The following is a 16,009-nucleotide window of genomic DNA, read 5'->3' on the forward strand; positions in this document are numbered from 1 at the left end:
CGCCGGAGTGCACATTCGTGACGAATGTCGAGCGGGCGCGCGGGCGGCCGATGGCCGCGAAGCGTCAGACCTCGAAGTACAGGTGGGTGTGCAGCCGGCATCCCGGGTTGAACGCGGCCCCGCAGCGCGGGCAGGCGTCGGCCACGAGGTATTCCGCGATCGTCAGCTCGTGGTCGCAGACTCCGCACAGCAGGGCCCGCTCGCCGCGACTCTCCAGCGGCCACTGCTGCGCCGCGTGGTCGGCCGTCTCGGCGTGGCACAGATGACACGGGTAGTACGCGTCGCAGCAGGCGAAGCGGATCGCCACCACATCCAGTGGCGTCCCGTAGTGGATGCAGCGGGTCTCGTCGTCCACGACCGGCCCGAGCACCGCTGGCCGCGCGGTCATCGGACACCCCGCGCCGAGAGGGCCTCGCCCAGCTGGTCGGCGTGCTTCAGCGACAGGATGAGGAAGGGGACGGCGAACAGCCTCAGTCCCGGCCGTGCGCCGCGTGCGCGTTGCGCGTCCCGCACCTCCTGGGCCAGGCGGGCGAGCACCGGCACCGTGGTGAGCGTGACGGTCAGCAGCACCGCCGCGCGCTCCGAGTCGAAGCGGAACCGCCTCAGCGGACGGAGGCCCCGCTCCACCGCGTCCAGAAGGTCCGTCACCCGCGTGGTGAGAACGAGCAGGCCGGCGAGCAGTACGGCTGCCGTCACCCGGGCGGTGTTGGCGACCGCCGCCTCCGGCCCGAGGAAGATCAGCTGCGGCACGAAGGTCACGAGAAGCAGCCAGCGCAGCATCAGGGTCTGCTGTGCGAGGACCCGCATCCCGAGCATGCCGTCGCCGAAGCCGGCGACCGCGTAGCCGACGGCGACCACTCCGGCCGCGACCGCCGCCCACCAGTGCGAGGGCAGCACCGACACCGCGAGCACCGCCCCGAGGAGGAGGAGCAGTTTCGGTCCGGCGGGCATGCGGTGCAGGATGCCGTGGCCGGGGCGGTACAGGCTCAGCATGCGAGCGCCGCCTGGTATTCGGCGATGACATCGGTCGGATGCCCGACCGCCTCCACCCGGCCCCCGGCGAACAGCACCGCCGTCTCGCACCGCTCCGCGAGCGCGAGGTCGTGGGTGACGACGACGAGGCGGTGGCCGGTGTCGGCCAGCAGGTGTTCCGAGACCCGGCGTGCGTTGCGCGCGTCGAGGTAGGTGGTCGGCTCGTCGGCGACCACGAGCTCCGGCCGGCGGACGAAGGCGCCGGCGAGGGCCAGCAGCTGCTTCTGCCCGCCGGAGAGGTCGTGCGACGGACGGTCGCGCAGTGCGCTCAGCCCGAAGCGGTCGAGCGCCTCGTCCGCACGGCGGCGGCTCTCGTCGCGGGAGAGCCGGTCGGGACGCAGGGAGAACGCGACGTCCTCTCCGACGGTCGGCATGACGATCTGCGCATCGGGGTTGCTGAAGACCACGGCGACGCGGCGGCGCAGTTCGCCCGCCTGGCTCGCCGGATCGAGCCCGATGACCTGCGTCGTGCCCGCGGTCGGCTGCACCAGCCCGGCGAGCAGGCGCGCGAACGTGGACTTCCCCGATCCGTTCTCGCCGATGACCGCCACGGTCCGGGCGTCGAGGGCCAGGTCGACGCCGCGTAGCGCGTCCACGTCCCCGAGCCGGACGCCGACCCCCTCCAGCCGGATCGCGTGTGCGGCGTTCACCGGACCACCTCGAAGACCGCGGCGACGCCCATCCCGCCGCCGATGGATGCTGCAGCCACTCCGAGCGTCCCGGCCGGAGCGCCTGCACGCACCAGGCGGCTGAACAGCCGGACGACCGCAACGGCTCCGCTCGCTCCCCACGGATGCCCGAGCGCCAGCGCGCCGCCGTCGGCACAGACCCGGGGGTCATCGTCGGCGATCCCGAGCCGGTCGAGCACGGCGAGGCTCTGGGAGGCGAACGCCTCGACGATCTCGAACGCGGAGACGGCCGAGACGGTCGCGTCCGCATCCTCGAGTGCCGTACGCACCGCGGGGGCGGCGCCCAGTCCCGGGAGCGCGGGGTCGCATCCGGCCACGGCCCAGGAGCGGACGGCGAGGCCGGGGATGCCCGGGATGCCGCGAGCCGGCATCACGACGACCGCGGCCGCGCCGTCCCCGATCCGTGTCGAGGTCCCGGCGGTCAGGGTGCCGCCCGGGAACAGGGCCGGGAGGCGGTGGAGCACGCCCGCCGCCCCTCCGATCGCGTCGTCCGCAGCCGCGTCGCCGATATGTACGAGCTCGTCCTCGAACCGTCCGTCGGCCAGAGCGGCGGCAGCGCGCGCATGGCTGCGCGCGGCGTGCGCGTCCTGGCGGGCGCGGAGGATGCCGTCCGCCGACGCGAGATCCTCGGCGGCCCGCGTCATCCCCGGGTCCGGGAACCCGGCGGGGGCGAAGGGCGCACGCTCGTAGGCCACGCCGTGGTCGGTCCGGACGGGAGCCGTCGACGGGCTCTCGACTCCACCCGCCACCCGCGGGCGCTCGTCTCCGGCGCGGATCGCGGCCGCCGCATCCATCACCGCGGCAAGTCCGCTGCCGCACTGCCGGTCGACCGTGCCGCCTGGCGTCGCGACGCCGAGCCCGGCCGCCAGGGCCGCGATCCGTCCCGGGTTGCCGCCGGGACCCATGCAGTTGCCGAGCAGGACGTCGGCGATCGTCACCGGCGCGCCGGTGACCTCCTCGGCGTCGGAGACGGCGGCGCGGATGGCATGCGCCGCGAGCTCCCCGACCGGGATGTGCGCGAGGGCGCGACCGCGCGTGCCGATCGGCGTGCGGCGGGCGGCCACGATCACGGGGGAGAGGCGAGGGTCAGTGGACAAGGCGCTCCAACTCTCCGGCCTCGGCCCGTCGGGCGATCTCGGCGCGCGCGGGCTTGCCCGAGGCGGTCCGCGGAACCTCGCCCGTGAACCACAGGCGCGGCCGGTGTGCCGGGGCCAGCTCCCGGGATGCGGCGCGACGGAGGTCGCTCAGCGGCGGCGCCGGCGGGTTCCGTTCGATGAGCGCCGCCACGAGCGCACCCACCCGTGCCTGCGGCATCCCGAACACGACGGCGTCGCGCACTCCCGGGACCGAGCGCAGCACCGCCTCCACCTCCTCGGGCACGATCGTCGCGGACGCGCTGAGGACGGCGTCGTCCGCGCGGCCCAGCAGCCGCAGCCGGCCCTGGACCAGCTCGGCCCGGTCGCCCACCGTGGCCCAGTCGCCGTCGAACCGCAGCGGGCCGGCGGACGGCCCGGCGGAACCGTCGTATCCCGCGGACGCGGCGTGCCCGGCGGACGGCCTCGCGTATCCGAGCGCGGTGAACGGGGACCGCACCCAGAGCACACCGTCGCGGATGCTGAGTTCCACGCCCGGGAAGGCGCCCATCCCGGACCCGTCGTCGAGCGCCACGAACGACAGCTCGGCCGCTCCGTAGTACGCATGCACCCGGATGCCGCGCTCCTCCGCCCGCGCCCGGAGCGCCGGATCGAGGTGCGAACCGCCGACCAGCGCGACGCGAAGACGAGAGGCGGGGTGCGCCTCCAGAGCTGCGCGGAGCGCCTCCGGGGTGCCGTGGAGGTGTGTGGCGTCCGGGCTGACCGGGCCGACGGCGACCCGCGGCCCACCGGCCAGCACCTGAGCGAGCGAGTACAGCGTGAGGGAGGAGGATGCCGGTCCGGGAAGCGCGACCACATCCTCCGGCCCCGCGTCCAGCAGCGACGCGACCGCAGCATACGACCGGGCCCACGACGCATCGCTGCGGAGCACCACCCGCGGCGCGCCGCTGCTCCCGGACGTGAGAGTGGCCCAGGCCGTCCCCTCCGGCACCTCGGCCGTTGCGGCCAGCGCGCGGACCGCCGCCCACTGCGCTGCCGGCCACCTCGGGTCGCCCACCAGGGGCACGTCGCCGTCGGCGCGCACCCGGCGGAGGTCGTCGAGGAGCCCGGGCCGGCCCGCGTCCAGGACGACGATCACGCGACCGGGGCGACGTCGCGTTCGGGACTCGGAGACGGCTGCAGCGCCCAGCTGCGCCGGAAGGCGCGCGGGTACGCCCGCACCAGCGTCATGACGATGGCCGTGGCGATGACCGCCTTCACCACGTCTCCCGGCACGAAGACCAGGCTCAGGGCGGCGGTCGTGTCCAGCGGCAGGCGGGTGACGAGACTCTGGACCGGGACGCCGAAAGCGTAGACGACGAGGATGCCGCCGACCAGCATCCCGAGCACCGTCCGCCACCACACCGGCTTGCGCCGGCCGGCGTGGACGATGAGGCCGATCACGATCGCTCCGGCGATCCAGCCGATCAGGTAGCCGGCCGACGGGCCGACGAACGCGCCGATGCCGCCGCGACCCCCGGACAGGAGCGGGAGCCCGAGGGCGACGAGGGCGAGCAGAGTCGCCATCGAGAGCGCACCGAGCCAGGGGCCGAGGATGGCGCCGGCCAGCATCACGCCGAGGGTCTGCGCGGTGATCGGGACGGAGCCGAAGGCGCTGATCCCGCCGGGCAGCCCGAGCACGGCGACGATGGCCGCGAAGACGGCCACGCGGGCGAGGTCGGTCGCGTCGAAGCGTCGGCGCGTCGGTCGAGCGGAAGGCGGGGGAGTCGTGGAGGTCATTGCGGATATCCTTACCTGAACACTGTTCACCTGAACGGTGTTCACTATAGTGAGGATATGGCAGGGAACGAAACCGCACGGCGGCACTCGCGCGACGATGTCGTGGAGGCGGCGCTCCGCATCCTCGACGATCTCGGCCTGCCCGACCTCACCATGCGCCGGCTGGCCGCTGCGCTCGACGTGCAGCCGAGCGCGCTGTACTGGCACTTCCCGAACAAGCAGACCCTGCTCGCAGAGTTGGCCGACCGCATCGTCGCGGCCCGCCGGGTGCCGGTCGCCGTCGATTCGAGAGGCGCCGATCCGAGAGCCGGCGATCCGGCAACCGTCGATCCGGCGGCCGACTGGCGGGATGCGGTGCGCAGCGAGGCGGCCGCTCTCCGGGATGCGCTGCTCGCCTACCGCGACGGCGCCGAGGTGGTGTCGAGCACGCTCGCGCTCGGCCTCGGCTCGCCGGAGACCGTCGACCGGCTGGCCCGGGCGGTCGCCCGCGGCGGCTTCGACCCGGAGACCTCGCGACGCGCGGCGACGGCCCTCCTGCATTTCGTGCTCGGTCACGTCTCGCACGAGCAGCAGCGCCTCCAGTACGACTCGCTCGGCGTGCTCGCCGACGGCGACCGCTCGCCGTTCGACGAGGACGATCCGGCCGCAGCCTTCGCCTTCGGCGTCGACCTGCTGGTCGGCGGACTGGAGCTCAGTCGCTCCCGAACGTGACCTTCCACCCGCCCACGACGTGGACGGCGAGGTTGAACAGCGCCGCGGAGATCGCGCCGAGGGCGGACACCACGATGATCTCGAGCACCGCCACCACGACCGTGAAGGTCATGACGTTCGGGAAGGTGATTCCGGCCACGAGCGCGGCGCCCTGGGAACCGGCGATGTCCTCCAGGAAGCTGGTCACGGCGCCCACCACACCGAACCGGTCGAGCGCCGCCCAGAGGAGCAGGCCGAGCAGCACGGTGATGCCGCCCACGATAATGCTCACCAGGAACGACATCTTCAGCGCCGACCAGAAGTCGACGTAGACCAGCCGCATCGTGGCGCGCTTCTTCTGTTTCGTGCCCCGCGGCAGACGACCCGACGGCATTGCACCCTCCCCAGATTGCTGACGCCGTCTCCGGCATCCCCCGTCCGGCAAGTCTACGGGACGACCTTCCGCGAGCCGGGACGAGACGTTCGCAGAGTCCATACCGAGCGTCCGGTTCTGCGGTAGATTGTCTGCATACCCGGGCACGGCCGTAGCGGATTGGGGGCGCTGCGGCCGGGCCGGTCGGGCGGGTGGCGCCTACCGGATGAGCTCCGGCAGCGACCGCAGCCGCTCCCACTCGGAGTCCGGCACGATTCCCGGCAGCAGCACGACCCACAGATCGCGGACGCGCTCCATCAGGTCCGTCCGGTGGCTGACCAGCTCCGAGACGAGTTGCACACCCGTGTAGGCCGGAACGACGACGCGGGCCAGCATCCCGGGGTCGAGCTCCGGGCGGAGATCGCCCTCCTCGATCGCGCGGCGGAAGAGGTCCTCGGCGGCCCGCAACCAGTCCTGATAAGGCTCGACGACCGGCGGGTCGAACAGCGAGACATCCGTGCTCAGCCGGATTCCGGCCTGCACTACCGGGTCGGCGAACAGCTGCCTCGCGAGCATGACACTCAGCACCACCATGGTCTCCAGACCCGGGCGGCCCTCCTCGATCACCTGGGCGGCGGCCTCCATCGTCCGCCGGTGCTGCTCGTCGATGACGGCACGCGCCAGCTCGTCCTTCGAGGCGAAGTGGAAGTAGAGCGCACCCTTGGTCACGCCCGCCTCCGCGGCGATGTCCGCGATCGACGCGAGGCCGTATCCACGACGCCCGAAGACCGCGGCGGCTCCGGCGACGATCGCCTCGCGCGTCACCTGCGCTCGTTCCTGCTTCACCATGATGCGCTCACGTTAACGCACCAATCCTCTGCGAACGATGAGGAACGTGCCGTGCCGGGCGTAGCGTTGCTCGCACCACCACCGAAGAGCCTGCGGGATGGGCGTCACCCGCGTCGCCGACACCACCGTCGAGATCCTGCGGGATGCGGGCGTCACCCGCGTCTACGGCATACCCGGCGACTCGCTCAACGGCTTCACCGACGCCATCCGCCGCAGCGACGGGGTGAGCTGGGAGCACGTGCGGCACGAGGAGGCGGCGGCGTTCGCCGCGTCTGCGGATGTCGCGTCTGCAGACGCCGCGCTGACCGGCCAGCTCGCGGTGTGCGCCGGCAGCTGGGGCCCCGGCAACACGCACCTCATCAACGGCCTGTACGACGCCAACCGCAGCCGGGTGCCCGTGCCCGCGCAGGCGCGCTGCGCGCTGGCGCGCTGCCCGACATTCGTGACGAATGTCGCCCTGACGCGTCTCTAAATGCACATTCGTGACGAATATTGCGTTGGGCGGTGCGGGAGTGCACATTCGTGACGAATGTTGCCCTGACGCGTCTCTAAGTGCACAGTCGTGACGAATCGGGGGAGGGATGCGGGGCTAGTTGATGCAGACCTTGTCGCTGTAGTTCGTCGCGGGGCCCGTGGGGGTTGCGGGCGGGGCGGGAGCCGGCGCGCTTCCGGTCGCGGGCTTGCCCGAGCCGGCGGCCGCAGGCGCCGTCGGCATGATGCCGTCCTCGCCGAGGATCACCGTGACCGTGCTCACGGCATCCGTCTGCTGCACGGCCGCGCCGGGCAGGTACGCGGCGACGGCCTTCGCCTGCGCTTCCTGGCCCGCCTTGTACTGGATCACGGTCGTCGAGCGCGTGTCCGAATCCCCGGGGGTCCCGGTCTTGAAGCCGGCGGCGGCGAGCGTCTGCGTCCCGGTCGTGGCGGCGCCGTTCGCGCTGCCGCCGTTCAGAACGGTGACCGTCGTGTCGGCCGGCTTCGCGGCGGTGGCGTTGTCGTACGCGGTCGGGGTGCCGATCAGGCTCTGGATGAACGCTGGCATGGCGTCGGTGTCGACCTGCACGATCGAGACGTCCGAACCGTCGACCGTGATGGTCGGCGTGCCGGAGATCGGGATGGTCGCCGACTGCACCTTCCCACCGGTCAGTCCCTGCAACTGGGCCGCCAGCTGGAGGAAGTTCAGCCCGGGATCGGTCTCCAGGGAGCCGCTCACCGCATCCAGGACGCTCGTCAGCTTCCCCGGGTTCAGCAGGGTTCCGGCGGACAGGAACTTGTGCGCCTCCACCGAGAGGAAGTACTGCTGCCGCACCACCCGATCCAGGTCCCCGCGCGGCAGGCCATGGCGCTGGCGCACGAAGGACAGCGCCTGCTGAGCGTCCAGCGTCGACACGCCCGCCGGGAAGTTCGCCCCCGAGTACGGGTCGTCCACCGCATTGTTGAGGCACACCTGGATGGGCCCGAGCGCCTTGGCGATCGTGTAGAACCCGAGCAGGGACACCCGCACGTAGTGGTCGATGCTCAGCCCGGTGAGGTTCTGCACGGTCTGGATGAGCAGCTTGGCACCGCTCGCGGGGTCCGTCCCGCCGTTGCCCAGCGAGAACGCCGCATTCAGCTTGTTCATGCCGTGGCCGGGCACATCCACCCAGGAGTCGCGGGGGAGCGAGACGAGCGTCGCCGACTTCCCGTTGGCCGGGATGTGCAGGATCATCATCGTGTCGGTGTTCGTGCCGCCGCCGTCCGCCGTGGTGCTCAGCTGGTCGAGCTCGGCCTGCGTGGCGCCGTCGGGGCGGTGGTCGTCGCCGACCAGAAGGATGTTCTGGTCCTGACCGTCCACGTCCTTCCCGGTCTTCGAGATCACGTCGACGTGCTTCACGCCGCCGACGAAACGGAAGTAGCTGTAGGCCGCATAACCGCCGACGACCACGAGGAGGATGGCGAGGGCCGCGGCGGTCCAGCCGACGATGCGCTTCGCGCGGCGATGTTTGCGGGGAGGATCGTCCGGGCCGTTCGAGCCGCCGTCTCCTGGGCCGTCGCCGTTGCCGCCTCGCCCGCCGGACCCGGAACCGCCGGACCGTACAGCGCTGCCGCCTCCCCGGCCGGACGCGTCGCCACCGAGTCCGAACGGGTCGAGCGGAGCACCGCCGCCGGCCCCTGTGGGGACTCCGGATGCCGGACGCGTCGCGCGGACGGGGCGGCGAGGGTCGACAGGCGGTACGCGTCCGAAAACCTCGGTCGGGGGCAGCTGCTCATCGCCGCCGCCCGAGCCGGGCTCTGGGGAGGGAAAGTTCGGGCGTCGCACAGGGAAACGTTAGAGGGCGCGACCTTGGAACCCGCTGCTTCGGGAGGTGTTTCCCGAGGAATCGCCAGCTTTTCCGCGTCGACCTCCCAGGGGCGCGGGGAGGCGGTGTTCACCGGCCTGCGAGATCGCTCAGTCGTGCGCCTAGATGCGGACGTCGCCGCTGCTGGGGCCGTGGCCGCCCTTGTCGTCGCCCTCCCCATCCGAACACGGTGTCGCGCACTCCTCGTCGGCGATCGCCGAGTTCATCGTGCGGGCGATCTCCAGCAACTCCTCCTGCTGTTCCGGGGTCAGGGCGTCGAACAGGATGCGGCGGATCGTGGCGGTGTGGCGCGGCAGCGCCCGCACCACTGCCCGGCGCCCGTGGCCGGTGAGGTGGATCCACATCGCACGCCGGTCTTCCGCGCACTCTTGCCGTTCGACGAGGCCGCGTGCGACCATCCGGGTGACCTGGTGCGAGACGCGACTCTTCTCCCAGCCGGTACGGTCCACCAGGTCGCGCACGCGCATCCGCCGGCCGGGTGAGCGGACGAGCGCCATCAACACCTCCAGCTCGGAGATGGAGATGCCGTCGTCCCGCTGCAGCTGAAGATCGAGCGTGCGGTCGAAGCCGCGGCGCATGAGGTGGAAGGCGCTGAACAGTTCCAGCTCGTCGTCCGTCAGCTTCCGCGGGTCGGGTCTGGTGCGCGCGGTGGCCATACGCCATCCTGACACGTGCCCGGGTGCCGCACGAGGATGCCCGACCGAGTGGATGCGGCCTGCCGCGTGCCGCCGCGTGCCCGGGAATGATCGGTCCGGTGACCTCGTTGCGGAAGGGTGACACGTCATCAAATTGGACGCGTCGTCTAACGAGGAAGGCTGATATGAGCAAGATAGCGATCATCATCGGAAGCACGCGCCCGGGCCGGAACGGCGAAGCCGTGGCCCGCTGGGTCCACGAGAATGCGTCCCAGCGTTCGGACGTCGAGTACGAGCTCGTCGACCTGAAGGATTGGGATCTCCCGCACCTCGACGAGGCCCTGCCCGCCGCCGCCGGCCAGTATGCGGGCGAGCACACCAAGGCGTGGGCGGCGAAGATCGCCGAGTTCGACGGCTTCATCTTCGTCACCCCGGAGTACAACCACGGCACGTCGGGTGCCCTCAAGAACGCGATCGATTACGTCGGCGCCGAGTGGTACAACAAGGCAGCCGGTTTCGTGAGCTATGGCGTCTTCGGGGGCGCTCGCGCGGTCGAGCACCTGCGCCTGGTGCTGTCGCAACTGCAGGTCGCCACGGTGAGCGCCCACGTGGGCCTGAGCCTCGCCCATGACTTCGAGAACTGGCAGCTGAAGCCCACCGAGCAGCAGACCGCCGCGCTCACGCCGCTGTTCGATCAGGTGGAGTCATGGTCCGCCGCCCTGAAGACCGTGCGCGAGGCCGCGGCCGAGGAGGACGAGGACGAGGCCGCCTGACCAGGCCGCCGCCTGACTTGCCGCCGCCTGACCTGCCGCCGCCTGACCTGCCGCTCACGTCTGGCAGACCGGACAGAAGTAGGTGACCCGTTCTTCCGACTCCGTCCGGCCGAGGCTCGCGGATCGGATGAGCGTCCCGCAGCGCCGGCACGGCTGGCCGCCGCGGCCGTACACCCAGGTGTTGCGGCCGCGGCGGGTGTCGCCGGTCGTGACGCGGAGCCCGCGGTCGCGGTTCGCCACGATGAGACGGTGGCCGAGGTCGGCGGCCGCAGCGAGGTCCGTGTCGTGCACGGGACGCGTCGGCAGCATGCCGCGCAGGAAGCACAGCTCGTTCACGTAGACGTTCCCGAGACCGGCCAGGTTGCGCTGGTCGAGCAGGGCGACCGCGATCGGCGCATCCGGGTGCTCGGCGAGCCGCCGCACGGCCTCCGCGGCATCCCAGTCCCGGCCGAGGACGTCGGGACCGAGGTGGCCGACAGCGTCCGCCTCCCGATCCCGCTGAAGGACCTCGAGCACCCCCAACTGGAATCCGACCGCCTGCACGTAGTCCGTCCTCAGCACCGCACGGGCCTGGTACGCGGGATGTCGCCAGCGGCCGTCGGGCGGGTACACCTCCCACGAGCCCTCCATCTTGAGGTGACTGTGGATGGTGTGCTCGCCGACGTGCATCAGGAGGTGCTTGCCGCGGCTCACCACCTCCTCCATCCGTTGACCGGACAGGTCGACGGTCGCGAACGCGGGCACCCGGAAGTCGGTCTGGGTGAGGACCCGGCCGCCGAGGGCGCGATCGAGACGGCGGGCTGTCTGATAGACGGTGTCTCCTTCAGGCATGGCGACCTCCGGCCGGGAGGCTGCTCGCCGGCCCACTCGCCAGTCTCCGGGCCCACGCCCCCTTCATCCGCGCAGGCGCAATCCGCGAGGGGTGGCGAGGAAGCCGGCTTCGGAGAGCGCCTCACCCAGGGCTGACCCGAGCACGAACCCGCCGTTCACCGTCTCCACGGCGAGCTTGTCGACGCGCCGCGAGGTGACCAGCCCTGCGAGCGCACGAGCCGCCGCCGCAAGCGCCCGCGTCGCATCCTCCGTCGGTCCGGGAGGCTCGGCCGCATCCACGAAGCAGAGGAGGCTCTTTCCGCCGCGCTCGACATAGAGGGTGAGCTCGCCATCCACGAGCACCACCAGCGCGCCCGCCTTGCGGCCCGGCCGGTGACCCGTTCCGCTTTCGGCGGGAACCGTCGGCCAGGGGAGGGCGGCACCGTAGGGATTCGCCGGGTCCGTCGCCGCGAGGGCGATCGCCTCGTAGGGTCGCTGCTGGGTGTGGTCGCGCGAGTACGAGCGCAGACGGTCGACGGTCGCCCCGCTGGCGAACTGGGCCCCGCCGAGCGTCTCGACGAAGTACCCGCGGCGTGCCCGCCCGGTCTCCTCGAAACCGCTGAGCACCTTGTAGGCCAGTGCGAAGCCGCCCGGCGTTCCCTCGTTCATGACGGATCCCCGGGTGACGACGCCGTACCGGTCGAGCAGCGTCTCGGCCTGACCGTGCGCCCGGACCGTCGAGTCCAGGTCGCGCTCCGGAAGCAGCGACCAGCGTCCGGCGGCCGTCGGTGGTCCCATCCGTGTGACCATGGCCGACCGGGTCGGGACGCGGCCCCGGTACATCCGCGCGCGCGTCGGCTGGCGCGGACGCTTGTGCGCGCCCGAACCGCCTCCCGTGAGGGTGCGAAGCGGTGCAAGGGTGTCGTTCGTGATGCGCCCGGCCCACACCAGATCCCAGAGGGCCGTCACGACTTCCGAATCCTCGATCGCCGCGCCGCGCTCGGTGCCGAGGGCGTCCGACAGCTGGCGGAAGAAATAGCCTCCGCCGCGTCCCAGCGCTTCCAGGATGCCCCGCTGGAGCTCGTCCGGCTCGTGGTCCGACGGCGGCGCGAGGGTGAGCGGCGCGGAGTCCGCCAGATGCAGGCTGATCCAGCCGTCATCGCCGGGGAGGCTGCCGTCCCCGGACCAGATCACCTCACCGGTCGCGGTCAGCTCGTCGAGCATGGCCGGACTGTAGTCGGCGACCCGGCTCGGGAGGACGAGCGACTCCCACGCCGACGCCGGGATGCGCGCGCCGGCCAGCTGCTCGACGACGGACGCCACCGCATCCACTCCGCGCAGCGTCGAGCCGATGTGCTGCCACTCCGGGAGGAACCGGCCGAACGTGGCGGTATCGACGGGCTCCACCTCGTGGCGCAGCGCGGCGAGCGACATGCGGCGGAGCCGGCGCAGCACCTCCGCGTCGCTCCACTCGCTGCCGTGCGCGTGCGGGCGGAACTCGCCCTCGACCACCCGCCCGTCGCGCGCCAGCCGACGGAGGGCATCGTGGACGATCGCCGGTCCGAGGGCGAGGCGAGCAGCGAGTTCGGCGGTCTCGAACGGGCCGTGCGTTCGCGCGTACCGGCTGACCAGGTCGCCGAGCGGGTCCTCGACGGGTTCGATGAACGCCGTCGGAACGCCGATGGGGAGCGGGACCCCGAGCGCATCCCGGAGCCGGCTGGCGTCCTCGATCGCCGCGAACCGCTCGGCGCCGCCGATCGTCACGGACAGGGCGCGGTGCGTGTCGACGAGGGTGGCGAGGTGCGCGGCCGCGGTCGCGGGGTCTGCATGCGGCGGAGCGGCTTCCTCGGCTTCCGGATCCGCCGCACCGCCCTCGACAGGCGGCGCGACGCCCTCCAGTCGCTCCGCGACCTCATCCACCGACAGCGGGCCGACCAGGCGGAGCAGATCCGCCACGCCCTCCACGCCCCGCACGCGCCGCTCGGGCGCGAGCCGCTGCAGCTGCAGCTCGACCCGCTCGATGACCGACGGATCGAGCAGCTCTCTGAGCTCCGCGCGCCCGAGCAGCTCGGCGAGCAGACCGGTATCGAGCGAGAGGGCTGCCGCGCGTCGCTCGGCCAGCGGGCTGTCGCCCTCGTACATGAACGCAGCGACATATCCGAAGAGCAGTGACCTCGCGAACGGGGATGCGGTCTCCGTCACCGCCTCCACCAGACGGATGGTGCGCTGCTCGATCTGCGTGGCGATGTCCGTCAACGCGGTGAGGTCGTAGACGTCCTGAAGCACCTCGCGGATGGTCTCGAGGATGATCGGGAAGCTCGGATACTTGCGTGCGACATCCAGAAGCTGCGCCGCCTTCTGACGCTGCTGCCAGAGCGGCGACCGTTTGCCCGGGTTGTACTTCGGAAGCAGCAGCGCACGAGCCGCGGACTCGCGGAAGCGCGAGGCGAACAAGGCCGAGCCGCCGACCTCTGCCGTCACCAGCTCGTCGAGCTCCTGCGGCTCGAAGACGAACAGCTCACCGCCGGGTGGCTGCGCCTCCGTGTCGGGGATGCGCACCACGATCCCGTCGTCGGCCGCCATGGCGCCCGCGTCGATCCCGTACCGCTCCCGCACGCGAGCCTGAACGGCGAGCGCCCAGGGCGAGTGGACTTGCATGCCGAACGGGGAATGAAGCACGACGCGCCAGTCTCCGAGCTCGTCCCGGAACCGCTCCACGACGAGAGTGCGATCGGTCGGGATGTGGCCGGTCGCCTCCTTCTGCTCGCGGAGGAACGCGAGGAGGTTGGCCGTCGCCCACGCGTCGAGGCCGGCCTCGACGCAGCGCAGTTCGGCATCCCCCGGGGAGGCGCTGCTGAGTTCGCGCACGAATGCGCCCACTGCTCGTCCCAGCTCCGCAGGCCGGCCGATGCCGTCCCCCTTCCAGAACGGCAGTCGCCCGGGTTCCCCGAAAGCCGGGGTCACGAGGACCCGGTCATGCGTGATCTCCTGGATGCGCCAGCTGGTGGAGCCGAGCGCGAAGACGTCGCCGACGCGCGACTCGTAGACCATCTCCTCGTCGAGCTCGCCCACCCGGCTCGCCTTCTCGCCGACCATGTAGACGCCGAACAGTCCGCGGTCCGGGATGGTGCCACCGCTCGTCACGGCCAGGCGCTGTGCTCCCGGGCGGCCGGTGATCACGCCGGTGTCGCGGTCCCAGACGATGCGCGGCCGCAGCTCGGCGAACTCATCCGAGGGGTATCTCCCGGCGAGGAGGTCGAGGGTCGCGTCGTAGGCGCTCCGCGGCAGCGTCGAGAAGGGTGCGCTCCGGCGGACCGTGTCGAACCAGTGGTCGGCATCGATCGGCTCGAGTGCGGCCGCGGCGACGGTCTGCTGCGCGAGGATGTCGAGCGGGTTCGCGGGCACCTTCAGCGACTCGATCAGTCCGGATGTCATTCGCTCGGTGGCCACGGCCGAGTGGATGAGATCGGCCCGGTGCTTGGGGAAGACCACTCCCCGGGAGATCTCTCCCACCTGGTGTCCCGCGCGGCCCACGCGCTGCAACCCGCTGGCCACTGAGGGCGGCGCCTCCACCTGGATCACGAGATCGACCGCACCCATGTCGATGCCGAGTTCCAGGCTGGAGGTCGCGACCACGCAGCGCAGTCTCCCGGACTTGAGGTCGTCCTCGATGAGGGCCCGTTGCTCCTTGCTCACCGAGCCGTGATGCGCTCGGGCGAGCACCAGTGTCTCCGCATCCGCGACCGCCTGCGATCCGCGGGTCTGGCCCGACCCTCCCATCAGTTCTGCGGGGGCGCGCGTCGGAGAGGCAGGATCGACCGTGCCGCCCAGCACGCGCTCCTCGTAGATCTCGTTGAGCCGTGCCGTCAGCCGCTCCGCCAGCCGTCGCGAGTTCGCGAACACGATGGTCGAGCGGTTCTCGAGCACCCGCTCGACGATCGCCTCCTCGACGTGCGGCCAGATCGATCCCGCCTGGGGCGGTGAACCGTCGCCGGGGTTCTCGCTCGCGAACGTCGAGGTGCCGAGCTCGCTCATGTCCTCGACGGGCACCACGACACGCAGATCGAAGCGCTTGCCGGCCGGCGGTGCGACCACCTCCACCGTCGCCTGGCCGGCCAGGAACCGGGCCACCTCTTCTGGCGGGCGGACGGTTGCCGACAGACCGATCCGTTGCGCAGGACGTTCGAGCAGCTCGTCGAGGCGCTCGAGGGAGAGCGCGAGGTGGGCACCCCGCTTGGTGGAGGCGACGGCGTGCACTTCATCCACGATGACCGTCTCGACCGAGGTCAACGTCTCGCGCGCCTGCGAGGTTAGCATCAGGAACAAGGACTCGGGCGTGGTGATGAGGATGTCCGGCGGTGACGTCAGTAAGGCCCGGCGATCGGATGCGGGGGTGTCGCCCGAGCGGACGCCGACGCTCACCTGGGGCGGCTCGGCTCCCAGTCGCTTCGCCGTCTGGGTGACGCCGACCAGAGGAGCCCGCAGGTTGCGCTCGACGTCGACCCCGAGCGCCTTGAGCGGGGAGATGTAGAGGACGCGCGTACCCCGCTTGGCATCGGCCGGCCGCGGCTCACTGGCCAGCCGGTCGATCGCCCACAGGAAGGACGCGAGGGTCTTGCCCGAGCCCGTCGGCGCGATGACCAGCGCGTGCTTTCCGTGCGAGATCGCCTCCCAGGCGCCCACCTGCGCGGCCGTCGGCGCCGCGAAGGCCCCGCGGAACCACTCCCGGGTCGCGGGGGAGAAACGATCGAGAACGTCTGCCATGCCCCCATCCTGCACCCGGCCACCGACAGGAGGATTGTCGTGCTTCTTTCGAGTCCGAGTCAGCGACTGACTGGCTTCGTGCTCGGTGGAAGCGGTTGCCGAGTGCAATCCGGGCGGACTCCATGGCATGGGGACGAGTTGGATATGGCCGTGAATGCATTGTTGAGCATGTAGTGTCTGCCGTC

At 71.7% G+C, this 16,009-nt stretch carries 14 protein-coding genes and 1 pseudogene; 3 read left to right on the forward strand and 12 right to left on the reverse strand.

Annotated features, from left to right (window positions below; all coding sequences use genetic code 11):
• Positions 1-64: 64 nt before the first annotated feature.
• The 6 genes from BM287_RS02830 to BM287_RS02855 are packed head-to-tail and all read right to left on the reverse strand — an operon-like array spanning position 65 to position 4,594.
• Positions 65-388: a CHY zinc finger protein gene (locus BM287_RS02830; RefSeq protein ID WP_090035795.1), complete on the reverse strand. Its 324-nt coding sequence runs from the start codon at positions 386-388 to the stop codon at positions 65-67.
• The gene (locus BM287_RS02835; protein ID WP_090035797.1) at positions 385-993 is read right to left on the reverse strand and encodes a CbiQ family ECF transporter T component; all 609 of its coding nucleotides are present in this window, start codon (positions 991-993) and stop codon (positions 385-387) included. The genes BM287_RS02830 and BM287_RS02835 overlap by 4 nt, the downstream gene beginning before the upstream one ends.
• Positions 987-1,682 carry an energy-coupling factor ABC transporter ATP-binding protein gene (locus BM287_RS02840; RefSeq protein ID WP_170857407.1) on the reverse strand — a complete coding sequence of 232 codons (696 nt, stop codon included), beginning with the start codon at positions 1,680-1,682 and terminating at the stop codon, positions 987-989. Before BM287_RS02840 ends, BM287_RS02835 begins: the two co-directional genes overlap by 7 nt.
• Positions 1,679-2,818 carry a thiolase family protein gene (locus BM287_RS02845; RefSeq protein ID WP_244527842.1) on the reverse strand — a complete coding sequence of 380 codons (1,140 nt, stop codon included), beginning with the start codon at positions 2,816-2,818 and terminating at the stop codon, positions 1,679-1,681. The genes BM287_RS02840 and BM287_RS02845 overlap by 4 nt, the downstream gene beginning before the upstream one ends.
• The gene (locus tag BM287_RS02850; protein WP_090035799.1) at positions 2,808-3,953 is read right to left on the reverse strand and encodes a class I adenylate-forming enzyme family protein; all 1,146 of its coding nucleotides are present in this window, start codon (positions 3,951-3,953) and stop codon (positions 2,808-2,810) included. The genes BM287_RS02845 and BM287_RS02850 overlap by 11 nt, the downstream gene beginning before the upstream one ends.
• Complete coding sequence (locus BM287_RS02855; RefSeq protein WP_090035801.1) at positions 3,950-4,594, reverse strand: biotin transporter BioY; 645 nt, start codon at positions 4,592-4,594, stop codon at positions 3,950-3,952. Before BM287_RS02855 ends, BM287_RS02850 begins: the two co-directional genes overlap by 4 nt.
• Before the next feature lie 57 nt (positions 4,595-4,651).
• Between BM287_RS02855 and BM287_RS02860 the strand changes: the two genes are divergently transcribed.
• Positions 4,652-5,305, forward strand: a complete 654-nt coding sequence (locus BM287_RS02860) for a TetR/AcrR family transcriptional regulator C-terminal domain-containing protein (RefSeq protein WP_170857408.1) — start codon at positions 4,652-4,654, stop codon at positions 5,303-5,305.
• Here BM287_RS02860 and BM287_RS02865 read toward each other — a convergent pair.
• Together BM287_RS02865 and BM287_RS02870 are read right to left on the reverse strand one after the other, a co-directional pair.
• Positions 5,286-5,678, reverse strand: a complete 393-nt coding sequence (locus BM287_RS02865) for a DUF3566 domain-containing protein (RefSeq protein WP_090035803.1) — start codon at positions 5,676-5,678, stop codon at positions 5,286-5,288. The two genes, BM287_RS02860 and BM287_RS02865, sit on opposite strands and share 20 nt — an antisense overlap.
• 198 nt (positions 5,679-5,876) lie before the next feature.
• Positions 5,877-6,506, reverse strand: a complete 630-nt coding sequence (locus BM287_RS02870; protein ID WP_090035805.1) for a ScbR family autoregulator-binding transcription factor — start codon at positions 6,504-6,506, stop codon at positions 5,877-5,879.
• 97 nt (positions 6,507-6,603) lie between these two features.
• Between BM287_RS02870 and BM287_RS02875 the strand changes: the two are divergent.
• A pseudogene (locus BM287_RS02875) lies at positions 6,604-6,918 on the forward strand (thiamine pyrophosphate-binding protein); the annotation flags it as partial.
• 177 nt (positions 6,919-7,095) lie between these two features.
• Here BM287_RS02875 and BM287_RS02880 read toward each other — a convergent pair.
• Positions 7,096-8,802 carry an LCP family protein gene (locus BM287_RS02880; protein ID WP_090035807.1) on the reverse strand — a complete coding sequence of 569 codons (1,707 nt, stop codon included), beginning with the start codon at positions 8,800-8,802 and terminating at the stop codon, positions 7,096-7,098.
• A 141-nt stretch (positions 8,803-8,943) separates the two neighbouring features.
• A complete protein-coding gene (locus tag BM287_RS02885; RefSeq protein ID WP_090035810.1) occupies positions 8,944-9,498 on the reverse strand; it encodes a MarR family winged helix-turn-helix transcriptional regulator in 555 nt (184 codons plus the stop codon).
• 164 nt (positions 9,499-9,662) lie between these two features.
• Between BM287_RS02885 and BM287_RS02890 the strand changes: the two genes are divergently transcribed.
• On the forward strand, positions 9,663-10,250 hold the full coding sequence (locus tag BM287_RS02890) for an NADPH-dependent FMN reductase (protein WP_090035812.1): 588 nt from the start codon (positions 9,663-9,665) through the stop codon (positions 10,248-10,250).
• Positions 10,251-10,304: 54 nt separating this feature from the next.
• Here the strand turns inward: BM287_RS02890 and BM287_RS02895 are convergent, their stop codons facing one another.
• Positions 10,305-11,081 carry a DNA-formamidopyrimidine glycosylase family protein gene (locus BM287_RS02895; protein ID WP_090035814.1) on the reverse strand — a complete coding sequence of 259 codons (777 nt, stop codon included), beginning with the start codon at positions 11,079-11,081 and terminating at the stop codon, positions 10,305-10,307.
• Between the two features lie 63 nt (positions 11,082-11,144).
• On the reverse strand, positions 11,145-15,824 hold the full coding sequence (locus BM287_RS02900; protein WP_090035816.1) for an ATP-dependent helicase: 4,680 nt from the start codon (positions 15,822-15,824) through the stop codon (positions 11,145-11,147).
• Positions 15,825-16,009 lie beyond the last annotated feature (185 nt).

The sequence above is a fragment of the Leifsonia sp. CL147 genome (assembly GCF_900114565.1).
Classification (GTDB): Bacteria; Actinomycetota; Actinomycetes; order Actinomycetales; family Microbacteriaceae; genus Leifsonia.

Excerpts from the sequence above, each read along its gene's own strand:
- BM287_RS02830 (WP_090035795.1), bottom strand. The coding sequence starts at position 388 with ATGACCGCGCGGCCAGCGGTGCTCGGGCCGGTCGTGGACGACGAGACC.
- BM287_RS02835 (WP_090035797.1), bottom strand. The coding sequence starts at position 993 with ATGCTGAGCCTGTACCGCCCCGGCCACGGCATCCTGCACCGCATGCCC.
- BM287_RS02855 (WP_090035801.1), bottom strand. The coding sequence starts at position 4,594 with ATGACCTCCACGACTCCCCCGCCTTCCGCTCGACCGACGCGCCGACGC.
- BM287_RS02860 (WP_170857408.1), top strand. The coding sequence starts at position 4,652 with ATGGCAGGGAACGAAACCGCACGGCGGCACTCGCGCGACGATGTCGTG.
- BM287_RS02865 (WP_090035803.1), bottom strand. The coding sequence starts at position 5,678 with ATGCCGTCGGGTCGTCTGCCGCGGGGCACGAAACAGAAGAAGCGCGCC.
- BM287_RS02870 (WP_090035805.1), bottom strand. The coding sequence starts at position 6,506 with ATGGTGAAGCAGGAACGAGCGCAGGTGACGCGCGAGGCGATCGTCGCC.
- BM287_RS02885 (WP_090035810.1), bottom strand. The coding sequence starts at position 9,498 with ATGGCCACCGCGCGCACCAGACCCGACCCGCGGAAGCTGACGGACGAC.
- BM287_RS02890 (WP_090035812.1), top strand. The coding sequence starts at position 9,663 with ATGAGCAAGATAGCGATCATCATCGGAAGCACGCGCCCGGGCCGGAAC.
- BM287_RS02895 (WP_090035814.1), bottom strand. The coding sequence starts at position 11,081 with ATGCCTGAAGGAGACACCGTCTATCAGACAGCCCGCCGTCTCGATCGC.
- BM287_RS02900 (WP_090035816.1), bottom strand. The coding sequence starts at position 15,824 with ATGGCAGACGTTCTCGATCGTTTCTCCCCCGCGACCCGGGAGTGGTTC.